This window comes from Nonomuraea sp. 10N515B (genome assembly GCF_052245915.1).
Lineage (GTDB): Bacteria > Actinomycetota > Actinomycetes > Streptosporangiales > Streptosporangiaceae > Nonomuraea.
Genome location: NZ_JBQQBQ010000061.1, coordinates 1 through 20,653, shown reverse-complemented (window position 1 = coordinate 20,653; position 20,653 = coordinate 1). Strand labels below are relative to the sequence as shown.

Below are 20,653 nucleotides of genomic sequence, written 5' to 3'. Positions count from 1 at the left end.
GCCCGCTGGACGCGAACCACCGTAACGTTTCCGGACTTTTGGCCTTTAAAGGGACGATTGGGGCGGAGGATCGAGGGCAGGGGCCCCACACGCATCCATTCGGGAGGAGGCGCCGTGGAAGCCACAATCGCGCTCCGGCTGCCCAGGGATGCGGCGAGCGTCCCGGTGATCAGGCAGATGCTGGACGGCACGCTCCGCTCGCTGGGCGTCGAGCCGCAGGTGCGCGACGACATCGAGCTCATGCTGACCGAGGCGTGCGCCAACGTGATCAAACATGCGGCGCCCAGCGACGACTACACGGTCAGCGCCACCGTCCAGCACGACGTGTGCGTCATCAAGGTCGTCGACACCGGCGACGGCTTCGACCCCCGCGCGGTGCTCGAACCCGAGCCGGGGGCCGAGTACGGCCGAGGACTGCAGATCATGCGGGCGCTCGCCGACGACATCCGTTTCACCAACAAACGCGAGAACGGCGCGGTGGTGTGCCTGGAGAAGCGGCTCCGGTACACGCCGGGGGCGGCAGGTCCGCCCCTCATGGCGTCGTGACCCAGCCCTAGTCGCCGCCGAGCAGGAAACGCCGCCGCAGCCGGGGTGTGTCCCCGCTCAGCTCCGCTCGCCGCCGTTCGGGCACCGTGCTCCCGCTGAGCTTCAGCGTCAGCCGCGCCTGCCTGCCGGTCAGCCGCCGCCACAGCCTGCGCCAGTTGGTCATCGACCCGGCCATGACCGCGAGCGCCGCCAGCGCGACGACCGCGATGACGAGGGTGGCCAGGACGACCAGCAGGAGTACGACCACCACGGACCCGATGGTGCCGAACACGTCCAACATTCGCCGGAAGGTGCCCGGCCACCAGCGCCTTATGCCGATTTTTGGGGATATATCACCCTTACTTCGACTTCTCGGTCTTCTTGGGGGCGGCGGTGGACTGGTCGTGACGCCCGGGCAGCAGGTCGAGGCGGCGCAGTATGACGCCCTCGCGCAGCGCCCACGGGCAGACCTCCAGCCGGTCCACCTCGAACAGGTCCATGGCCGCGTCGGCGACCAGCGCCCCGGCCGCCAACTGCGCGGCCCTGCCCTCGGACACGCCGGGCAGCTCCGCCCGCTCGGCCGCCGTCATGGTAGTGAGCTTGACCGCCCAGTCGGCCATGTCCTGCCGGGTCAGCGAGCGCGCCACGTACGGGCCGTCGCTGGACGGCGCGGCCCCGGCGATCCTGGCGAGTTGCCTGAAGGTCTTGGAGGTGGCCACGGCGCGGTTGGGCTCGCCGTACCTGACGACGTCGCCGACGGTGCGGGCGATCTCGGTGCGTACGTGCTTGCGCAGCCTGCGCACCTCGTCGGCGGCCGGGGGGTCGGTGGTGAACCAGTCCCGCGTCAGGCGCCCGGCGCCCAGCGGCAGCGACACCGCCACGTCCGGCTCCTCGTCCACGCCGCCGGCGATCTCCAGCGAGCCGCCCCCGATGTCGAAGGCCAGCAGCCGCCCCGACGACCAGCCGAACCACCGGCGCACGGCCAGGAAGGTCAGCCTGGCCTCGTCCCGCCCCGACAACACTTCGATGTGCACGCCGCAGCTCTCCTCGACGCGCGCGAGCACTTCCTCGCCGTTGGCCGCCTCGCGCACGGCGGAGGTGGCGAAGGCCAGCAGGTCCTCCACCCCCTTGTCCTCCGCCAGGTGGACGGCCTCCTGGACGAAGTCGCACAACCGCTCGATGCCCTCGTCGGCCAGCCGGTTGTCCTTGCGAAGGTACTCCGTCAGGCGGAGCCCCTCCTTGTGTGAGAACGCGGGCATCGGCCGGGCGCCGCGGTGGGCGTCGACGACCAGTAGATGAACAGTGTTCGAGCCGATGTCCAGCACGCCGAGTCGCATGGGCAAACGCTACCGTTCTGCCGCTTTTACTACGAAACAGAGGGTGAGTGCCGGCATCGGATCCTCCAACGTGACGGTCGGCCTGACTGAGCGCTCACGCAGAAACGCCCGGGGACGCCCGGGGACGCGAAGATCCGGATGGACGACGACCAGAGCAGGCGGCCCGGTGATCCGAACTCCGATGCGCACGCTCCAGGCACTACCCTTCCTTGGTGTCGCGACACGTTTGGGGGGATCTTTGAGCGCTTGCTGTGGCCCGAGCAGAGACGGCACCGCCGCGGGGACGCACCCGCGGCCGGTGGGGATCACCACGCGGCGGGCGGCGCCGCGCGGGATGGTGCGCGTTCCCGGAGGGACGTTCCTCATGGGCGGGAGCGACCCGGACGGCCGGCCCGAGGACGGCGAGGGCCCGGTCAGGGAGGTGCGGCTCGACCCGTTCATGATCGATCCGGCGTGTGTGACGAACGCCCAGTTCGCCACCTTCGTCAAGGAGACCGGATACGTCACCGAGGCCGAGCGGATCGGCTGGTCATTCGTGTTCCGGCAGTTCGTCACGGGCGGCGTGATGGACGCGACCGTGCCGGGCGCGCCGTGGTGGGCGGGCGTGGAGGGCGCCACCTGGCGCTCCCCCGAGGGCCCGGGGTCGTCGATCGGCGACCGGCAGAACCACCCGGTCGTGCACGTGTCGTGGCACGACGCCACCGCCTACGCCGCGTGGGCGGGCAAGCGGCTGCCGACCGAGTCGGAGTGGGAGATGGCGGCCCGCGGCGGGCTGGAGCAGAAGCGGTTTCCATGGGGCGACGAGCTCGCCCCCAGTGGGCGGCCGCGGTGCAACATCTGGCAGGGTCGCTTCCCGACCGCGCCGAGCCGGGGCACGATGCCGGTCAAGTCGTTCCAGCCGAACGGATACGGCCTGTACAACGTGTCCGGCAACGTATGGGAGTGGACCGCCGACTGGTGGGCCACGACGTGGGAGCCGCGCGCCGACAACCCGGCCGGGCCCGCCGAGGGGACGGCGAAGGTGATCCGCGGCGGCTCGTACATGTGCCACGATTCCTACTGCAACCGCTACCGGGTGGCGGCCCGCACGGCCAACACACCGGACTCCTCGACCGGGCACACGGGTTTCCGCTGTGCGGCCATAGTCTGATCGCATGTCACGAACCCTGCGACTGTTGATCACCGGCGGCGGCACCGGTGGCCACACCTATCCGGCCTTGACCACCCTGTCGGCGATCCAGCGGCGGCAGATACCGCACGACGTGCTGTGGGTGGGGACGGCCAACGGCCTGGAGGCCAGGATCACGGCCGAGCACGGCATCCCGTTCAAGGCGATCACCACGGGGAAGCTGCGCCGCCGCCCGAACCTCAAGGAGCTGGGCACCAACATCGCCGACGTGTTCCGCATCCCGGTCGGGGTCTGCCAGGCGATCGGGCACGCGGCCCGCTACCTGCCCGACGTGGTGTTGTCGACCGGGGGTTACGTGGCGGTGCCCATCGGGGTGGCGGCCAAGCTGATCAGGCGGCCGCTCGTGATGCACGAGCAGACGACCGTGGTGGGGCTGGCCAACCGGATCCTCGCCAGGCTGGCGACCAGGATCGCGTTGTCGCACGAGTCGTCGCTGGAGCACTTGCCCGCCTCGGCCAGGAAGCGGGCCGTGGTGACGGGCAACCCGGTCCGGCCCGAGCTGCTGCAGGGCAACCGGGCGGCGGCCTACGACCTGTTCGGGCTGACGTTCGAGGTGCCGCTGATCTACGTCACGGGGGGCGCGCAGGGCAGCAGGCAGATCAACACGCTGATCGCGGAGATCCTGCCGCGCCTGCTGCCGCACGCGCAGGTCGTGCACCAGTGCGGTCCCGCCTGGATCGAGCAGATGCGGGCCGTCGAGGTGCCCGCCGACCTGGCCGACCGCTACCACCCGGTGCCGTACGTGGGCGGCGAGCTGGCCGACCTGTTCGCCGCCGCCGACGTGGTGATCGCGCGGAGCGGGGCGGGCACGGTGTCGGAGCTGACCGCGATCGGCAAACCCGCCGTGCTGATCCCGTTGATCCCGACCGGGGGTGACGAGCAGCGCAAGAACGCGGCTTACCTGGCCTCGGCGGGGGCGGCGCGGGCGCTGCTCGAGCCGCATCCGACGGCCGAGCAGCTGCTGGCCGAGCTGATGCCGCTGCTGGCAGACCCGGGGTTGCGGCAGGCGATGGGACAGGCGGCGGCCAAGCTCGGCCGCGTGGACGCCGCGGACGCGCTGTGCGACCTGCTGCTGGAGACGGCCAGGGTCCAGACGGTCTAGCGCGCCGCGGGCGGTGTCGAAGGCTTGCACGACCGGCCCAGTACGGCGCCATATAACGGGTCAGGCGCGGGACACCGGCTCGGCCGAGAAGCCGCGTGCCACGGCGGCCTTCGCCTGGGCCGCCAGGTCCGTGCGGTCGTCGCTCGCCCAGGCCACGTAGCCGTCGGGGCGGACGAGGATCGCCGCGGGCAGGCCGGGCGTGGCCGGGTCGGGCACGCGGACCGCCGAACCCCGGCACCCCCTCCCACGACGGCCTCCTCGTCTCCGCTTCATGGCCCGGCCGGGACCTCACGCCGGAGCGGGTCCCGCCGGGAAGGCGGGTTCAGTTGCCCACGCCGAGGTTGGACATGAACGCGGACGGGTATCGGTCGCCGCGTGCCGCGCCTATCGGCACCGCCTTCTCGATGTCGGTGAGGTCGTCCGCGGTGAGGTTCAGGTCGATCGCGGGCAGCGCCTCAGCGAGCCGCTCGCGGGTGCGCGCGCCGACCAGCGGCACGATGTCCTCGCCCTGTGCGGCCACCCAGGCCATGGCCAGCTGAGCGACGGTGCAGCCCTTCGCCTCGGCGATCCGGCGCAGAGCGTCCACGAGGGCGAGGTTGTGTTCCACGTTCCCGCTGGAGAAGCGCGGGCTGATGGCGCGCATGTCGCCGGGTCCGGCGGTCTGGCCGGCGCTCCAGTGTCCGGAGATGAGGCCGCGGCCGAGGACGCCGTACGCGGTCAGGCCGATGCCGAGCTCCCGCAGTGTGGGCAGAACCTCCGCCTCCACCGCGCGGGAGATCAGTGAGTACTCGATTTGCAGGTCGGCGATCGGGTGCACGGCGTGTGCCCGGCGGATCGTCGCCGCATCGACCTCCGAGAGCCCGATGTGCCGCACGTACCCGGCGTCGACCATCTCCTTGATCGCGCCCACCGTCTCCTCGATCGGTACCGCAGCGTCCAGCCGCGCGGGACGGTAGATGTCGATGTGGTCGGTGCCCAGCCGGGTCAGTGAGTAGGCCAGGAAGTTCTTCACCGCCTCGGGACGGCCGTCCTGCCCGCCGAACTCGCGGCCGGGCCCCCGCAGCTGGCCGAACTTGACACTCAGCACGTAGCCGTCGCGATCCCGGCCGCGCAGTGCCTCGGCGAGCAGCAACTCGTTGTGGCCCATGGCGTAGAAGTCGCCGGTGTCGATCAGCGTGAGGCCGGCCTCCAGTGAGGCGTGCACGGTGGCGATGCTCTCCGCGCGGTCGGCCGCGCCGTAACCGCTCGACATGCCCATCGCGCCCAGGCCCAGCGCGGAAACGGCCGGTCCCGTGCGGCCCAGGGTTCGTCTCTGCATCATGTTCTCCCTTGCTGACGTCGTCTCGCCCCATCGTGGGCCCGGGCCGGGGCGGGGCGGAATCGGAGCGTTGATCATGGGAGAGCCGCTCCCTGGCTCGGCTCGCCTGCCGCGAGGCAGCATGGAACCATGCAACGTGACCAGCTCGCCGACTTCCTGCGCCGCCGCCGCGAGGCGATCCGTCCGGCCGAGGTGGGCCTCCCCGACAGCCCCCGCCGCCGCACGAGCGGCCTGCGCCGGGAAGAGGTGGCGATGCTCGCCGGCATGTCGGTGGACTATGTGGTACGCCTCGAGCAGGGCCGCAGCAGTCAGCCCTCGGCCCAGTTGCTCGCCGCGCTGGCCCGGGCGTTGCGCCTGTCGGACGACGAGCGCGACCACCTGTTCCACCTGGCCGGCCACCGGCCCCCGCCCGCCGACGGGGTGGCCCGCCTGGCCCGCGCCGGCCTGATGCGCATGCTCGACCTGCTCGGAGACACCCCGGCCGTGGTGCTGTCCGACCTGGGGGAGGTCCTGGCTCAGAACCGGGCGGCCGTCCTGCTGACGAGCGACCTCACCGGCATCTCCGGCGACCGGCGCTACATCGTCTACCGCTGGTTCACCGACCCCGCCACCCGCGCCGTCCACCCGCCCGAGGAGCAGGAACATCAGGCCCGTCAGCTCGTGGCCGACCTGCGCGCGGCCGTCGGCCGCCGGTCAGGCGACCCCACGGTCGCCGGACTCGTCGACCGTCTGCAGGCCGCCAGCGCCGACTTCCGCCGGCTCTGGGCCGAGCACGAGGTGGCGGTCCGGCGCGCCAGCCGCAAGACCCTGCTGAACTCGCGGGTGGGCCGCATGGTGATGAACTGCGAGACCTTGGTCACCCCGGACCAGCGTCAGCAACTGCTGGTGTTCACGCCGGCGGACGCCGAGACCCGCGAGCGGCTGGAGCTGCTGCGGGTGCTCGGCATCGAGGAGTTCCCCTCAAGCGCCGACCGCGCCACGTCCGTGCCGCCGAACTCGACGCAATGAACGCGGTGAACGCCGTGAACGCGTGAACGCGTGAACGCCGTGAACGCACCCGGCTAGTGCAGGCCGCCGTCGGCGGGGCGGCCCGGAAGGGTCGGGGGGCCGTCGTCGCCGGGTGGGCTCGGGTCGAGGTAGCGGAAGGCCTCGTGGGCGGAGCTGACGCTCCGCCTCAGCGCCTGCTCCAGCCGGTCGGCGTCGGCGGCCAGCCGCTCCAGCTCCGTCGTGGCGAAGCCGTCCGCGCCGGTCTCGGCCACCAGCTCCTCGTACTGGTGCAGCCGGCCGCGCAGCTCCTCGATCTGCTGATGGGCGCGGTACGCGCGCTCGGCCTCGGTGACGTTGGCCGCGTAACGTTCCAGCGCCTCGACGCGGGCGATCACGGCGGCCTCGCTGCTGTCGAGCGCCCGGGCCAGGGGCGCGGCCACCGCCTCGACCTCGGGCGTGACGCCACGCGAGACGGTCTCCCTGTGCTTGGCGCGCAGTGCCGACAACTTGGCCAGGAGGCGGGCGATCTCCCACTCCTGGGCGGGCAGCATCACCGCGTTGCGCGCGTCGTCGAGCAGTCCTTCGGTGTTGACCCGGGAGCCGGTCACAGCGGCGATGGCCCGCTGGGCGCGGCTGAGCAGCCTCTTGGAGGACTCGTCGAGGTCGTCGGTCAACACGTAGCGGCCCTCGTACCAGCGCAGTTGCTCGTAGATCTCGCGCTCGAAGTCGTCCTCCTCCTCGCCCGGCAGGTCGTTGCGGACGAACAGCACGATCATGAGGGGGATGCCGAAGAGCACGAGCATGAGCAGGCCGAGTCCCCTGCCCGCGGCGCCTAAGCCGAGCATCAGCCCGAAGAAGGCCACTGTGGCGAAGGCCGCCACCATCCGCCAGTGCGCGCTGGACAGGACCCTGCGTGGTTGCGGAGCCCAGCCCTGACGCATCTTGATGAGGATCCGCCGGCTCTGTTTCAGCAGTTGCGCGTCGTCCGGCGGCACTCCGGGGTCTACCACGACATCCGCCACAAAATCGGATCCTAAGCGAAGTCACCCCCTAAGGTGGCGAAAAGCCTCATGCGCCGAACTGACGCTGTCGCGTAGTGCCTGCTCAAGGCGGTCGGCGTCATCGGATAACCTTCCGAGCTCCGGAACGGCCGACCCGCCGGCGCCCGACTCCGCCAGGAGCTCCTCATAGCGGGGCAGCCGGGCGCTGAAGCGTTCGATCTGGCGCCTGGCGCGGTAGGCGCGCTCGGCGTCGGCGACGTGGCCGGCGTAACGTTCCAGCGCCTCGACGCGGGCGAGCACAGCCCGCTGGCTGCTGTCGAGCGCCTCACCGAGGGCCTCGGCCACGGCGGCCACCTCCGGGGTGACCCCTTCGGAGACGACCTCCTGATGCTCGGCACGCAGCTCGGACAACTTCGCCAGGAGCCGGGCGATCTCCCACTCCTGTACGGGCAGCATCACGGCGTTGCCGGCGTCGTCGAGCAGTCCCTCGGCGTTGACCTGGGAGCCCACGACCTGCTCGACGGCCTCCTGGGCGCGGGCCATGAGCGCGCGGGCGGGCTCGTCGAGGTGCTCGCGCAGGACGTAGCGGCCGTGGTGGCCGCGGCTTTTGTCGTGGACGAGACGTTCGAGCGCGTGGCGGCGCTCCACCTCGGCGTCGGGCCTGGGCCTGAGCAGGAGGGCGACGACCATGAGCGCGGCTCCGGTCGTCATCACGACGAAGGGGGTGTAGAGACCGGCGACGAAGAGGGTGAGGCCGTACAGCCCGGCGAGCGCGGCCGTTCCGGTGACGGCCAGCTGGGCTGTGAGACCGGCCACGAGGCGCAGGCGCTTGTGCGCGGGCGCCCAGCCGTCGTGGATGCGGGCGAGGATCTCGGGGTTGTCACGTAAGAGGGCCGCGGCGTCGCGGGGGACCGCCGGATCGACTATCACCTTCGCCTGACGTCCGGCCACGTAACTGATCCTATGTACTCATGCTCTGGGACAGTCTGTCCGGCTGTCAGCCTTCCAGATATTTGAACGCCTCATGCGCGGAGGCGACGCTGCGCCGTAAAGTCCGCTCCAGCACGTCGGCGTCCTCGGCCAGCCGCTCGATCTCGCTCACCCCCAGCGCGTCGGCTCCCGACTCGGCCAGCAGTTCCTCGTAGCGCGGCAGCCGCGACCGCAGCTCCTCGATCTGGCCGCGCGCGTGGTAGGCACGCTCGGCCTCGGCGACGTGGCCGGCGTAACGTTCCAGGGCCTCCACGCGGGCGACCACGGCGGCCTCGCTGCCGGCCAGGGCGCGTTCGAGCGGCTCGATCACCGAGGCGACCTCCGGGGCGATGCCCCGGGCCAGCAGCTCCTTGTGTTCGCCGCGCAGCGCCGACAGCTTGGCGAGCAGGCGGGCGATCTCCCACTCCTGGGCGGGCAGCATCACCGCGTTGCGGGTGTCGTCCAGCAGGCCCTCTGCGTTGACGTGGGAGCGCAGCACCGAGCCGATGGCCCGCTGCGCCCTGCCCAGCACGAGCCTGGCGTCGTGGTCGAAGTCGTCGGCCAGGAGGTAGCGGCCGTCGTACCAGCGGGCCTGCTCGTACACGTGCCGCTCGTGCGGGCGGTCGTCCTCGGGCACCTCGCTCATGGAGGCGATCTTGACGAGGACGATGAAGACGTACGTGCCGAGCAGCACGAACCCGGCCGGCGCCATGCGCGAGGCCAGGAGGACGGCCATGAGCGCGATCACGGCGGGCGTGATGGCCAGGAGCATGACGCTGGAGGGGCCTTTGCGGCGTGTGTGGTGCTCCGCGGCGGGGGGCACCCAGCCTGCCCGCACCCTCGACAGCAGCGGGGCATTCGCACGCAACAAACCGGCTACCTCCGGGGGAACTCCCGGATCGACGACCACACCCACGCTCTGTCCTGGCACCCTGGCGCCCCCAACGCTCGTGATGTTCGGATATTACGTAACATTCGGGCGGAGTGTCAGCCTCGGAAAGGTCAGGGCCGGGAACCCCATGTGCACGCGCCAAGCGCTTTCCACGGTCGCGGGCACCGGAACGGCGCCGCGACTCGTGCGTCGACCAGCACCGACGCCCCGGCCCGCCCCCTTTGATGCGCATCGACGAGTCCGCGTGCCCTTCCCTGGCGCGTCGTTGAAAACCCCGCAGTAGCGCGCCGACGGAGTGGCGCCAGGCGGCGGCCAAGCGCGGGCCAGATACCAGGACGGCGGCCGCGGCTCTGGGCGCCGCGCGGCAGCGGCCCCGGCGCGGCCTCGGGCCGTGCGCACAGCCAGGCCGGCCCGAGCCCCCAAGCGCCGTCGCGCCGAGCAGCGCGTAGCCAAGCAGCGCGTAGCCAGCAGGTCGAGCGGCCTAGAGCGGCCGGGTACGGCATGCGTGGGAGCCGCGCGGACGGCCGGTGACGATCATCGTGGAGCCGCCGGTGGATCCGTCGGCTCCCTGACGTCGTCGTAGAGGTCCCACAGCTCAGTCTCCGGGATGCCGGCCTTGACGAGCTGCTCCCAGGTCGCCATCCGGCCCGCCGGGTCGGCGAGCAGTGCCTGCAGCAGCGGCCGCAACGCGGCGTGGTCGGCGCCGGGCTCCGCCCACAGCGCCCCCAGCGCCTGGTGCATGGCGGGCGAGCGGACCGCCGCCGTCCGCAGCAGCTCCTCCAGGATGCCGACGCGGTCCCGGAAGGGCAGCGCACGCCCCTCCCCCAGCGCGCGCAGCAGCAGGTCCAGCAGCCGGCGGTGGCGCGGAGAGTGGCCGGTGGCGACCGCCACGACGACGTCGCCCATGCCGGAGGGCCGCGTCCCGCCGAGCACGACGTCCTCCTTGCCGCCTTCGACCACCCGCTGCGCCGACAGCGCGGTGACCAGGCCCTGCCAGCCCTCCTCCCCCAGCTGGCCCTTCCACAGGTGGGTGAACGACGCCCAGCGCTCCAGGTAGTCCGGTCCCGGCAGCAGCGACGAGACGGCGACCGGTTCCTCCGAGGCGCAGGCGATGAGCAGGGTGAGGTTGGCCGAGTACGCGGCCAGGCGCCGGGTCAGCGTGTGACGCACCGGGCGGAAGCCGGTGAAATGGCGGCGGCTCCGCTCGTACAGGGAGCGCCGCAGCAGCCCGGTCAGCAGCTCGGCGCAGCGGGCCCGCACTGCGCTCGGCACCTCGTCGAGCAGTTCCAGGATGAACCCGACCGTCGCCCCCCGCTCGGCCAGGCAGGAGTGGGACGTGACGGCGTACAGCAGGTCGTCGTCCACGCTCTGCACCAGGGCGAGCGGCTCGTCCCCGGCGTGGCGGCGCCGCCGGTCCAGGTCGCGCAGCGCGTACATGGCCAGCCAGGCCACCAGGAACTCGCCGAACGTGGAATGCAGGAACGCGTGGCCGTTCCTGCGCACGAAGAAGAACCGCTCGGTGGCCCTGCGCGCCCAGTCGACGTGGCCGTGCTCGTCGGCACCGTCGTCTTCGCCGCCGTGGCACAGGGCGGGCAGGTCCCGGTCGAGGGACTCGTCGGTGATGACCTGGCGGCCGCGCGCCAGCATGGACAGTGCCACTGTGCCCAGCATGACGAGCTCCTGGTCGATCAGTACGCGCCGCGCCCCGCCGGTCTCCCGTTCGGTGAAGTCCCTCAGCAGGACCTCGTACAGGCGGGAGCGTTTGAGCGGCGCGGGCGTGCCGCGCTGCAACGCGTTGCCGCCGGCGTCGTAGAGCGCGAGCAGGAGCAGCAGGAGCGGCTGCCTGGCCATCTCACCGTGGGCGAGCGCCGCCTCGGCGGGCAGTGGCTTCAGGTCGCGCCTGGCCAGCAGGGCGCGGTTGGCCTGGTCCCAGATGGTCAGCCACTGACGCACCTGGTCGTCCTCGAACGGCTGCAGCTCCAGCGCCAGCAGGCCGTCGGGGAACCTGATCCGGTCGGCCACCACGGTGCGGCTGGTCACGATCGCCGCGACCGGCCGGCCGAGGCCTGCCTCCCGGTGCTGGAACGCCTGCACCTGCGCCAGGTAGTCGTAGCGGTCGACGCCGCCCTGCACCAGCTCGTCGAACCCGTCGAGCAGAATCACCGGCAGCGCCCCGTCGGCGGCCGACACCAGCTCGGCGTACTCGACCTGGTCCCCGAGGAGCGCGCCGACGGCCTGCTCGATCTGCTCGGTGACGCTCGCCCGCGCGGCCACGCTCTGCAGGTCCACCCTGATCGGCAGGAACTCCGAGCGGGCCAGCCGCGCCGCCAGCACCTCGGTCAGCTTCGTCTTGCCGGAGCCCGGCTCGCCGAGCACGAGCAGCGGCGCCTGGGTGGCGCGCAGCGAGGTGAGGTGCCCGACCAGGAACGCCTCGGTGTCGGGCAGCAGCCGCCGGCTCTCCCACCAGGTGCGTAACGCGGGGGTGGCCTCGCGGGTGAGCTCGGCGACCCGGCAGCGCGGGGTGAGGTAGCCCTCGCCGAGCAGCGGCAGATAGACGTCCTCCGGCAGCTTGCCGGCCAGCAGGAGCGGCTGGTCGAGGGCGTTCGCGGCCATCCTGGCCAGGTGGATCACGGGACGGTCGCCCACCCGCGGCGGGGCCAGCTCGGCCAGCAGCCACGCCACCCGCGACAGCGCCGTCGCCGGTTGCGGACGCTCGGTGACGAGGCTGCGCACCCCGAACTCGTGGCTGTCCAGCGCCAGTGACCGGTAGTCCTCGTCGTAGATGCGCAGCGCGTGCGCGGGCGGCCCCTCGGCGAGCATCCTGGGCAGCAGGAGCTGGTCGTCGACGGTCAGCTCGTCCCAGATGGACAGGCCGCCGACATACCCCGCCATGGCCTCGGACATGCGCAGGTAGGCACGTTCCACGGCCTGACGGGTCTCACCGTACGGAAGGTGCGGCTCGGGCGTGGGGAGCCGCTCGAGCAGCAGCTCCGCCATCAGCCTGGCGAAGCGCTCGGGGGTCGGCACGCCGTGCGAGATCGCCTCGGTCCGGTCGAGCTGCTCCAGCGTGAACGGCAGCTTGGCCTCGCCGAGCGCCTCGAAGTACGCCGAGACCACGATCACGGCGTGCGCGGCGGCCAGGCGCTGCGTGCGGGTGTGCCGGTCCACCCCGCCGCGCAGCTCGGCCATGCGGGCGGCGATGTCCTCGCCGTAGCGGACGATGGAGTGCCGCATGTCGGCCAGCCCCGTCACCAGCTGCTGACCGCCGGCCAGCGGCCAGCCGGTACGCTCGGCGGCCGCGGCGAAGCCGATCACCTTGGCGAGCCTGCTGTCCTTGCATCCGAGCGTCCTCAGGGCGTCTGCGTAGCTCGGAGTCTCGATCATGACCTTCTCCCGGGACTGGGATGTCCCATCATGCGCCGTATGCCACCGTCTCGCAGGCTTCCCGTCACTTTCCTCCTATGGCCTCGGCGATCTCGGGCAGCGTGGCGGGGTCCTCGATCGTGGACGGCATGGTGTACGGGTTGCCGTCGGCGATGTCCCGCATCGTGGCGCGCAGGATCTTGCCCGAGCGGGTCTTCGGCAGCCGGGCGACCACCACGGCGCGGCGGAAGGCGGCCACGGGGCCGATGCGCTCGCGCACCAGGGCGGTCAGCTCGCGTTCGAGCTCCTCCGGGTCGCGTTCCGCGCCTGCCTTCAGCACCACGAAGCCGACCGGGAGCTGGCCCTTCAGCTGGTCGGCCACGCCGATCACGGCGCACTCGGCGACGTCCGGGTGCGCGGCGATGACCTCTTCCATCGCGCCGGTCGAGAGCCGGTGCCCGGCCACGTTGATCACGTCGTCGATGCGGCCCATGACGTACAGGTAGCCGTCGGCATCCAGGTGGCCGCCGTCGCCCGTCAGGTAGTGGCCGGGATAGCGCTCCAGGTAGGAACGCCGGTAACGGCCGTCGTCGCGGTAGAGGGTGGGCAGCGCGCCGGGCGGCAGCGGCAGCTTGACGGTGACCGCGCCGTCGACGCCCGGCGGGAGGTCGTTGCCGTCGGCGTCGAGGATGTGCACGTCCCAGCCGGGCACGGGCCTGGTCGGGGAGCCGGGCTTGATCGGCAGGGGCTCGAGGCCGACGCAGTTGGCGGCGATCGGCCAGCCGGTCTCGGTCTGCCACCAGTGGTCGATGACGGGGATGCCGAGCAGGTCGGACGCCCAGTGGTAGGTGTCGGGGTCGAGGCGTTCGCCGGCCAGGAAGAGGTAGCGAAGTCCAGACAGATCCCACTTTTTCGCGAAATTTCCGGATGGGTCCTCTTTTTTGATGGCCCTGATCGCGGTCGGCGCGGTGAACAGCGTCCGGACGCCGTGTGTCGACACCACCCGCCAGAACGCTCCGGGGTCGGGGGTGCCGACGGGCTTGCCCTCGTACAGCACGGTCGTGCAGCCGGCCAGCAGCGGGGCGTACACGATGTAGGAGTGGCCGACCACCCAGCCCACGTCGGAGGCCGCCCAGTAGACCTCGCCGGGCGCGGCACCATAGACGTTGGACATGCTCCAGTGCAGCGCGACGGCGTGCCCGCCGTTGTCGCGCACGACGCCCTTCGGCGAGCCCGTGGTGCCGGAGGTGTAAAGGATGTAGAGCGGGTCGGTGGCGGCCACACTCACGCAGTCGGCCGGCTCGGCGCCGCGTACGGCCTCCGCCCAGTCCACGTCGCGCCCCTCGGCAAGCACGGCGACGCACTGCGGCCGCTGGAGTATCACGCACCGGTCGGGCCGGTGTGTGGCCTGCTCAAGCGCCGAGTCCAGCAGCGGTTTGTACTCCACCACCCGAGCCGGCTCGATCCCGCACGACGCCGACATCACGACCTTCGGCCGGGCGTGGTCGATCCGCACGGCCAGCTCCCTGGCCGCGAACCCGCCGAACACCACCGAGTGCACGGCGCCCAGCCGCGCGCACGCCAGCATGGCGACCACAGCCTCCGGCACCATCGGCATGTAGATCACGACAGTGTCGCCGGCGCGCACGCCGAGGTCCCTCAGCATGCCCGCGGTCCGCGCGACCTGGTCGAGCAGGTCTGTGTACGTGAAGGTGCGCACCACGCCCGTGACGGGGCTGTCGTAGATCAGCGCGGCCTGCTCACCGCGCCCGGCCGCCACGTGCCGGTCCACCGCGTTGTAGCAGGTGTTGAGCCGACCGTCGGGAAACCACCGGCCGTCGCCGAAGACGGTGGCGGGCGCCACGTCCCAGTCGATGCCGCGGGCCGCCGCGGCCCAGAACTCGTCGGGATGCTGAATGCTGTGCCGATAAGCTTCGTCATAACCGCCCACTTATCGATCAGACCAGCCACCCGCCCTATGGCGCAAGATGTTCGGGTGAGTGGTCAAAGGTTCCCCGGCCTGAAGGCTGAAGGCCGGGGCCTGCCCGCCATAGACGGTTCGCCGTTGTAGGCGGGTCGGCCCTGTTTGACCAGCCCGAGCCATCACCGACAAGGAGGTGCATCCTTGATGGCTACGTTTCACGCAGGACAGCAGACCCACCGTGCCGTGCTTCCTCAGCGGCACGCTCTGGAACCTGTCTCAGCAGACAACCCCGGGAGCAGGGACGAAACGGGAGACAGGCGCGCGGCAGGCCGCGCACCCGGTGTGGGACATGGGCGAGGGGAGACCCGCCGCACCGCACCACGCGGCGGGCGTCACCCCTCAGCGTCGCGCGACGCTGAGGGAGGCCGCGGCATTCCCGCCGCACACCAACCCCACGTTTTCGTGCTGGACAAGCACGGACGACCGTTGCAGCCGACCCGGCCGGGCATGGCGCGCAAGCTGCTGGCCTCGGGCCGGGCAGTGATCCACCGGCACACCCCGCTGGTGATCCGGCTCAAGGACCGCGAGGTGGACTCCTGCCGGGTGCCCGGTGTCGAGGCCAGCATCGACCCGGGCAGCAAGCACACCGGCCTGGCCGTCTTCCACAACGACGAGGGCACCCGGACCGGGTTGTTCGCGGTGCAGCTCGACCACCGGGGCGGACGCATCCGTGACCGGCTGGCGGCGCGGGCCGCCTTCCGGCGGCGCCGCCGCACTAAGAATCTGCGCTACCGTAAGCCGCGGTTTGACAACCGCGCCCGGCCGCAGGGGTGGCTGGCCCCGTCGCTGCGCCACCGGGTGGACACCACGATCTCGTGGGTCACGCGGCTGGCCCGGTGGGCGCCGGTCCGCGCCGTGCACATCGAGCGGGTGGCGTTCGATGTCCACGCCATGTCCGCTGGCCGCCCGTTGGAGGGAGTGGAGTACCAGCAGGGCACGCTGGCCGGGTACGAGGTGCGCGAGTACCTGCTGGAAAAGTGGGCCCGGGCCTGCGCGTACTGTGGCAAGACCGGCGTGCCGCTGAACATTGACCACATCCACCCTCGATCCCGGGGCGGCTCGGACCGGGTCAGCAACCTGGCCGTGGCCTGCGTCGGCTGTAACCAGCGCAAGAACGCGCGGCCGGTGACCGAGTTCCTGGCCGATCAGCCGGAGGTGGCGGCCCGCATCCAGGCGAACGCCAAGGTTCCGTTGCGGGACGCGGCGGCGGTCAACGCCACCCGATGGGCGCTGGGGCGGGCCCTGGCGGCGACCGGCCTGCCCGTGCACGCCGCCTCGGGCGGGCGGACGAAATGGAACCGGTCACGGACCGGCGCCCCCAAGTCCCATACCCTGGACGCGCTGCACGTCGGTGAGCTCGCCGACGTGCAAGGCTGGCCCGCCACGGTGCTGGTGGCGGGTGCGGCGGGGCGCGGCGGTTACGCCCGCACCCGCACCGACCGGTACGGGTTCCCCCGGCTGCGTCTGCCCCGGGTCAAGCAGGTCCACGGGTTCGCCACGGGCGACCTGGTCCGCGCGAGCGTGCCGTCCGGAAAGAATGCCGGAGTACACATCGGCCGGGTCTCGGTCCGTACCACCGGCAAGTTCAACATCACTACCGTGAGGGGTGTCGTGCAGGGTGTTCACCACCGGCATATCCGGCTGCTGCAACGCGGCGACGGCTACGCCTACCACTACCAGGCAGAAAGCGGAAACGATGCGCCAATGTGACCGTTTCGACGGCGTTTCGCCTGACGGCGGATCGCCTGTTCCTGTCCTGCTTGACAGGAGTCGTTCTCTCTCCGGCCTGAGGTGAAGGGCGGAGCGGAAATTGCTGATGACCTGATCCTTTCTGTCGTCATGGGGTCGCGGGCGTACGGGCTCGAAACGGACACCTCGGACACCGACCGGCGGGGCGTGTTCGTGGCGCCGACGGCCGCGTTCTGGCGGCTGGACAAGCCCGCCACGCACCGGGACGGGCCGCTGCCCGAGCAGTTCTCGTGGGAGGTCGAACGCTTCTGCGTACTCGCGCTCGACGCCAACCCCACCGTTCTGGAGTGCCTGTGGTCCCCCATCGTGGAGCTGATCACGCCGGCCGGGCGGCAGCTGCGCGACCTGCGCGGGGCGTTCGTGTCGGCGAAGGCGCAGCAGTCCTTCGCCGGATACGCCGACGCGCAGTTCCGCCGGCTCGACCCGGCCGCGCCGAAGTGGAAGCAGGCCATGCACATGGTGCGACTGCTGCTCAGCGGCCTGCACCTGATGCGTTACGGTGAACCGCTGGTCGATATGGGGCCGTACCGAGAGCAACTGCTGGCAATCAAACGGGGCGAGGTGCCGTGGGCGGAGGTGGACGGCTGGCGTGCGGCCCTGTCCGCCGAGCTGGCCGCCACGCCCAGCGTGCTGCCCGCTGCGCCGGACCGGGAGCGGGTCGAGGAGTTCCTGTTCGGTGTGCGTAAGGAGAATCTGTGAGCGTGTTACCCGGCTGGCTGTCCGAGATCCCGGGCGAGCAGCCGTACCCGCTGGTGTTCGCGACGGTGAGCGGGGCCCACCTGTACGGGTTCCCGTCGGTGGACTCCGACGTGGACCTGCGGGGCGTGCACGTGCTGCCGGTCGAGGAGGTGGCGGGGCTGCGGCACGGGCCGGAGACGCTGGAGCGGACGTGGACGCGTGACGGCGTGGAGATGGACCTGGTCACGCACGACCTCGCGAAGTTCTGCCGCCTGCTGCTCGGGCGCAACGGCTATGTGCTGGAGCAGCTGCTGTCGCCGCTGGTGGTGGCGTCGTCGCCGGTCCACGAGGAGCTGGTGGCCCTGGCGCCGGGTTGCGTGACGCGGCACCACGCCCACCACTACCTGGGGTTCGCGCGGACGCAGTGGGGGCTCTTCACGAAGACCATGGAGCTGAAGCCGCTGCTCTACACCTTCCGCGTGCTGGCCACGGGGACGCACCTCATGCGTGCCGGGGAGCTGGAGGCCGACCTGACGCGGCTGTACACGTATGGGCCCGCGTACCTGCCCGAGCTGGTCGCCTTGAAGCGGGAGGCCGAGCACGGGCGGTCGCCGTCCGTGCTGGGGGTGGAGGCGGACGTGGAGCGGATGACGGCCGCGCTGGAGGAGGCGCGGGACGCCTCGTCTCTGCCGGAGCGGGCGACGGCGGAGGAGGCGCTGCACGGTCTCGTGGTACGGGCGCGGCTGGCGGCGCCGTGATGCTGGTGGGCGGGCAGGACGCCGCGTCGATGGGGGTCGGCGTGGCTAGTCCTGACCGTGGCACTCCGGATCCGATTCCCTCCGGCCCTATATTTGCGTCCATGTCTGGCTCGCCCATACAGCCATCCCCCTTCCTCCTGTTCGCCGCGCCCCTGACGGAATCCAGCGAGTACGCCGGAACGGGTCGCTGCTCGTTGTGCTCCCTGGAGGCCGATCCCACGTTCGATCTCGGTATCGGCGCCGATGTCATCCACGAATGCGCGCACTGCGCTCGGTCGTTCGCGGTGCCGGCCGACGAGCATGAGACGGCCACAGTGGATTGTCCGCACTGCCGAGCCGCGATGCCGGTGGCCAGGCTGGAAGACCCGGCGGTCTGCGTCTCCTGCTTGCGCCAGGGCAAGGCGGCCCTGACCAAGGACACCGAGTACGGAATGGTGCGCTGGGAGGATGCGATGCGCGGTCGCACCCACGGCGTCCCCGTTCTTCACCATGCCCCTGGGTTCGAGCTGGACATGCCCGACGGCGACGACTGGGTGGGAGTCTTCATCTCTTCGGAGATCCTTCTCGAACTCGTGCGCACGCCGACGTACTCGACCTGGCAAGGAGAAGTGTGGCTGTTCTGCTGTGGCCAGGCCATGACGTACCTCGGGGAGTGGGGCAAGGAGGATTTCTCCGCCTATGCACCAGAGGATCCGGAGGGAGCCTTCCTGATGGCCATGCGCGACAGCGACTCGGCTGGCGTATGGGAGCATCTGCCTGACCGCTTCCCCGCACATACGGAAACCGGGTCCCACGTTTTCCGCTGCCGCACTTGTGATGGCCGCCGGGGCCACATCGAGCGTGCATGATGCCCCTCCGGTCATTACGGTGTTCGATGGCCGGAAGCAAGGGGCGCCGTAGGCACCGACCTCTCGACAGAACGGCTCAGGAACCGGCGAGCGCGGCCAGCTTGAGCGCTGCCTGGAAGGTCGAGTACGCAAGCCCGAAAACCGGGGAATACATAGGCACGGCGCGGTGGGTTCAGGCCGGCAATAAAACCGGCAGGTGCCCGGTCGGCGGTGATTCAGGCGCGCCGGTAGACACTTTCCGCCAGAGCGGGATACGTGGCGGCCAAGGGCATCTTCAGCGGCGGAGTCGACTGCTGTTGGCGTCGCGATAGATGGGCCGGTTGATGAGCGGCATGAGGGGCGGATCAATCCAGATGCAACCCGCGAGGTCAGCCCCATAGCCTCGGTCTCATGAACGACCATGCGTTCGTCCCCGACGACTTCGCTGTTCCCTCCTACCTGGCCACCCCACAGTTCCGTCTGGAACCCCTGGGACCCCAGCACAACGCCGCCGACCACGCTGCCTGGACCAGCAGCATCGAGCACATCCGCGCGACCCCGGGTTTCCCGGATGGAGCATGGCCCCCCGTAGGCGGCATGACTTTGGAGGCGAACCTCGCCGACCTGCAGCGCCACGCGAACGACTTCGCTCAGCGCCGCGGATTCACCTACACCGTCCTCGATGCGGCCGGCGACGAGGTGATCGGATGCGTCTACATCTATCCCTCTCCCAGCGACGACCACGACGCTGACGTATCCTCCTGGGTCCGGGCCAACCGTGCCGAACTGGACGTGCCCTTGTATGAAGCCGTGACAGCCTGGCTGTCCACGCATTGGCCCTTCGGGACGCTCAACTATCAACCGCGCTGAGACCACATCCCGCAGAGAACCACGCCGTCCGCCCCTACTACGTGGGTCGATTCCCCGGGCCAGTCACACTCTCGGAGGTGACCGGCCCATCACTCTAGATGCCGCGGGTCTGGTACGTGCAGCCCGGGTCGGAGGAGGCGCTCGTGTCGAACCGGACACCGAACCTCACGAAGACCTGGTGCGCCTTCGGCCTGATCACCGAGATGTTCCGCGAGCCCGTCTTGCCGCCCTCGTAGTTGAAAACTTTGAACACGAAGTCCGGCTGGGCGTCCTGCATGAAGGAGAAGCGGACGGTGTTCTTGCTACCGACATTGCCGGAGATCCGCCAGGACAGCTGGTTGAACACGTGCTTTGTCCCGGACGTCAGGTAGCGGGCCCTGATCTCGATGCCGAAGTTGCCCTTCGCGCAGCGTGCGATGAGGTATTGGTCGGCGGATGCCATGGCAGGCGCCGCCGTGATCGACGTGGCCAGGCCCATGGCGGCGACGACAGCCACGTTACGCAGGATCTTCATGGTGTCCCTCTCGTAAGTCTTGATCACAACTTACGAAGTGGCGGTATGCCGAAGGTATGTCGGACCCGTGTGCCATGCTGTGCCCGTGATGATCGTCTTCGATGCCGAGCTGTGGATCTGGGATGCTCGGCGGGCAGATAGCTGGACCTTCGTCAGCTTGCCCGTCGAGGAGTCCGAGGCGATTCAGGACATGACCGGCGGGTCGCGGCGTGGGTTCGGTTCGCTGCGGGTGCGGGTCACGATCGGCGGGAGCAGCTGGAAGACCTCCATCTTCCCGGACAAGGGGCGCGGCTGCTACGCGCTGCCGATCAAGCGAACCGTGCGCGAGACCGAAGGGCTCGACGTGGGGGACCTGGCGAGCGTGACCGTCGAGCTCCTCGACGTCTGATCACCCTGCCGGCCGGCGACCAGGAGTATCCAGAACTCCTGGGCGTCCGGCCGACAGTCGACCGCAGGCCTGGCAGGGGCCGAGAAGGCGCTCATCCCGTCACCGTCCCAGCGCCCGCGCGGCGCGAAGAAGCGTGCGTGTGCACCCACCAGGCGAGTGGAAGTGCGATCAGCACCACCGCCTGGATCGCGAGCAACGCCGG

20 protein-coding genes are annotated in these 20,653 nt (G+C 70.8%); 10 read left to right on the top strand and 10 right to left on the bottom strand.

The genetic code is table 11. The annotated features are described in order from the left end of the window. Positions 1-114 precede the first annotated feature (114 nt). Positions 115-546: an ATP-binding protein gene (locus tag ACTWQA_RS48010; protein ID WP_443165534.1), complete on the top strand. Its 432-nt coding sequence runs from the start codon at positions 115-117 to the stop codon at positions 544-546. Positions 547-553: 7 nt separating this feature from the next. Here ACTWQA_RS48010 and ACTWQA_RS48005 read toward each other — a convergent pair whose 3' ends face one another. Both ACTWQA_RS48005 and ACTWQA_RS48000 read right to left on the bottom strand, forming a co-directional pair. After that, positions 554-826, bottom strand: coding sequence for a hypothetical protein (locus tag ACTWQA_RS48005; RefSeq protein ID WP_443165533.1), 273 nt, complete (start codon positions 824-826; stop codon positions 554-556). 58 nt (positions 827-884) lie between these two features. Beyond that, the gene (locus ACTWQA_RS48000; protein WP_443165532.1) at positions 885-1,862 is read right to left on the bottom strand and encodes a Ppx/GppA phosphatase family protein; all 978 of its coding nucleotides are present in this window, start codon (positions 1,860-1,862) and stop codon (positions 885-887) included. A gap of 334 nt (positions 1,863-2,196) precedes the next feature. On the opposite strand from ACTWQA_RS48000, the gene ACTWQA_RS47995 reads away from it, so the two are divergent. Continuing rightward, positions 2,197-3,012, top strand: coding sequence for a formylglycine-generating enzyme family protein (locus ACTWQA_RS47995; protein ID WP_443165566.1), 816 nt, complete (start codon positions 2,197-2,199; stop codon positions 3,010-3,012). Between the two features lie 4 nt (positions 3,013-3,016). Next, positions 3,017-4,153, top strand: coding sequence for a UDP-N-acetylglucosamine--N-acetylmuramyl-(pentapeptide) pyrophosphoryl-undecaprenol N-acetylglucosamine transferase (locus ACTWQA_RS47990; protein WP_443165531.1), 1,137 nt, complete (start codon positions 3,017-3,019; stop codon positions 4,151-4,153). A 60-nt stretch (positions 4,154-4,213) separates the two neighbouring features. Here the strand turns inward: ACTWQA_RS47990 and ACTWQA_RS47985 are convergent, their stop codons facing one another. Next, positions 4,214-4,369 (bottom strand): aromatic-ring hydroxylase C-terminal domain-containing protein, encoded by a 156-nt coding sequence (locus tag ACTWQA_RS47985; RefSeq protein ID WP_443165530.1) that lies wholly within the window; start codon positions 4,367-4,369, stop codon positions 4,214-4,216. Positions 4,370-4,475: 106 nt separating this feature from the next. Continuing rightward, positions 4,476-5,474 (bottom strand): aldo/keto reductase, encoded by a 999-nt coding sequence (locus ACTWQA_RS47980; RefSeq protein WP_443165529.1) that lies wholly within the window; start codon positions 5,472-5,474, stop codon positions 4,476-4,478. 126 nt (positions 5,475-5,600) lie between these two features. Here ACTWQA_RS47980 and ACTWQA_RS47975 point away from each other — a divergent pair, with 126 nt between their 5' ends. Continuing rightward, complete coding sequence (locus ACTWQA_RS47975) at positions 5,601-6,479, top strand: helix-turn-helix transcriptional regulator (RefSeq protein ID WP_443165528.1); 879 nt, start codon at positions 5,601-5,603, stop codon at positions 6,477-6,479. Between the two features lie 53 nt (positions 6,480-6,532). Here the strand turns inward: ACTWQA_RS47975 and ACTWQA_RS47970 are convergent, their stop codons facing one another. The 5 genes from ACTWQA_RS47970 to ACTWQA_RS47950 form a co-directional block, all read right to left on the bottom strand. After that, the gene (locus ACTWQA_RS47970; protein WP_443165527.1) at positions 6,533-7,480 is read right to left on the bottom strand and encodes a hypothetical protein; all 948 of its coding nucleotides are present in this window, start codon (positions 7,478-7,480) and stop codon (positions 6,533-6,535) included. Positions 7,481-7,501: 21 nt separating this feature from the next. Further along, on the bottom strand, positions 7,502-8,410 hold the full coding sequence (locus tag ACTWQA_RS47965) for a hypothetical protein (protein ID WP_443165526.1): 909 nt from the start codon (positions 8,408-8,410) through the stop codon (positions 7,502-7,504). 46 nt (positions 8,411-8,456) lie between these two features. Then, a complete protein-coding gene (locus ACTWQA_RS47960; protein ID WP_443165525.1) occupies positions 8,457-9,299 on the bottom strand; it encodes a hypothetical protein in 843 nt (280 codons plus the stop codon). A gap of 555 nt (positions 9,300-9,854) precedes the next feature. Continuing rightward, complete coding sequence (locus ACTWQA_RS47955) at positions 9,855-12,704, bottom strand: NACHT domain-containing protein (RefSeq protein ID WP_443165524.1); 2,850 nt, start codon at positions 12,702-12,704, stop codon at positions 9,855-9,857. 64 nt (positions 12,705-12,768) lie between these two features. Next, positions 12,769-14,634, bottom strand: coding sequence for a propionyl-CoA synthetase (locus tag ACTWQA_RS47950; protein WP_443165523.1), 1,866 nt, complete (start codon positions 14,632-14,634; stop codon positions 12,769-12,771). Between the two features lie 435 nt (positions 14,635-15,069). Between ACTWQA_RS47950 and iscB the strand changes: the two genes are divergently transcribed. The 5 genes from iscB to ACTWQA_RS47925 all read left to right on the top strand — a co-directional run bounded on the left by iscB (position 15,070) and on the right by ACTWQA_RS47925 (position 19,549). After that, positions 15,070-16,377 (top strand): RNA-guided endonuclease IscB, encoded by a 1,308-nt coding sequence (gene iscB, locus ACTWQA_RS47945; protein ID WP_443165522.1) that lies wholly within the window; start codon positions 15,070-15,072, stop codon positions 16,375-16,377. An 81-nt stretch (positions 16,378-16,458) separates the two neighbouring features. Then, complete coding sequence (locus ACTWQA_RS47940) at positions 16,459-17,115, top strand: nucleotidyltransferase domain-containing protein (RefSeq protein WP_443165521.1); 657 nt, start codon at positions 16,459-16,461, stop codon at positions 17,113-17,115. Then, positions 17,112-17,852 carry a nucleotidyltransferase domain-containing protein gene (locus ACTWQA_RS47935; protein ID WP_443165520.1) on the top strand — a complete coding sequence of 247 codons (741 nt, stop codon included), beginning with the start codon at positions 17,112-17,114 and terminating at the stop codon, positions 17,850-17,852. Before ACTWQA_RS47940 ends, ACTWQA_RS47935 begins: the two co-directional genes overlap by 4 nt. A gap of 101 nt (positions 17,853-17,953) precedes the next feature. Next, a complete protein-coding gene (locus ACTWQA_RS47930) occupies positions 17,954-18,700 on the top strand; it encodes a CbrC family protein (protein ID WP_443165519.1) in 747 nt (248 codons plus the stop codon). Between the two features lie 390 nt (positions 18,701-19,090). Beyond that, positions 19,091-19,549 (top strand): GNAT family N-acetyltransferase, encoded by a 459-nt coding sequence (locus ACTWQA_RS47925; RefSeq protein ID WP_443165518.1) that lies wholly within the window; start codon positions 19,091-19,093, stop codon positions 19,547-19,549. 94 nt (positions 19,550-19,643) lie between these two features. On the opposite strand, the gene ACTWQA_RS47920 is transcribed toward ACTWQA_RS47925, so the two are convergent. Continuing rightward, the gene (locus tag ACTWQA_RS47920; protein WP_443165517.1) at positions 19,644-20,063 is read right to left on the bottom strand and encodes a hypothetical protein; all 420 of its coding nucleotides are present in this window, start codon (positions 20,061-20,063) and stop codon (positions 19,644-19,646) included. A gap of 88 nt (positions 20,064-20,151) precedes the next feature. Between ACTWQA_RS47920 and ACTWQA_RS47915 the strand changes: the two genes are divergently transcribed. Continuing rightward, a complete protein-coding gene (locus ACTWQA_RS47915; RefSeq protein WP_443165565.1) occupies positions 20,152-20,451 on the top strand; it encodes a DUF1905 domain-containing protein in 300 nt (99 codons plus the stop codon). Positions 20,452-20,653: the final 202 nt, after the last annotated feature.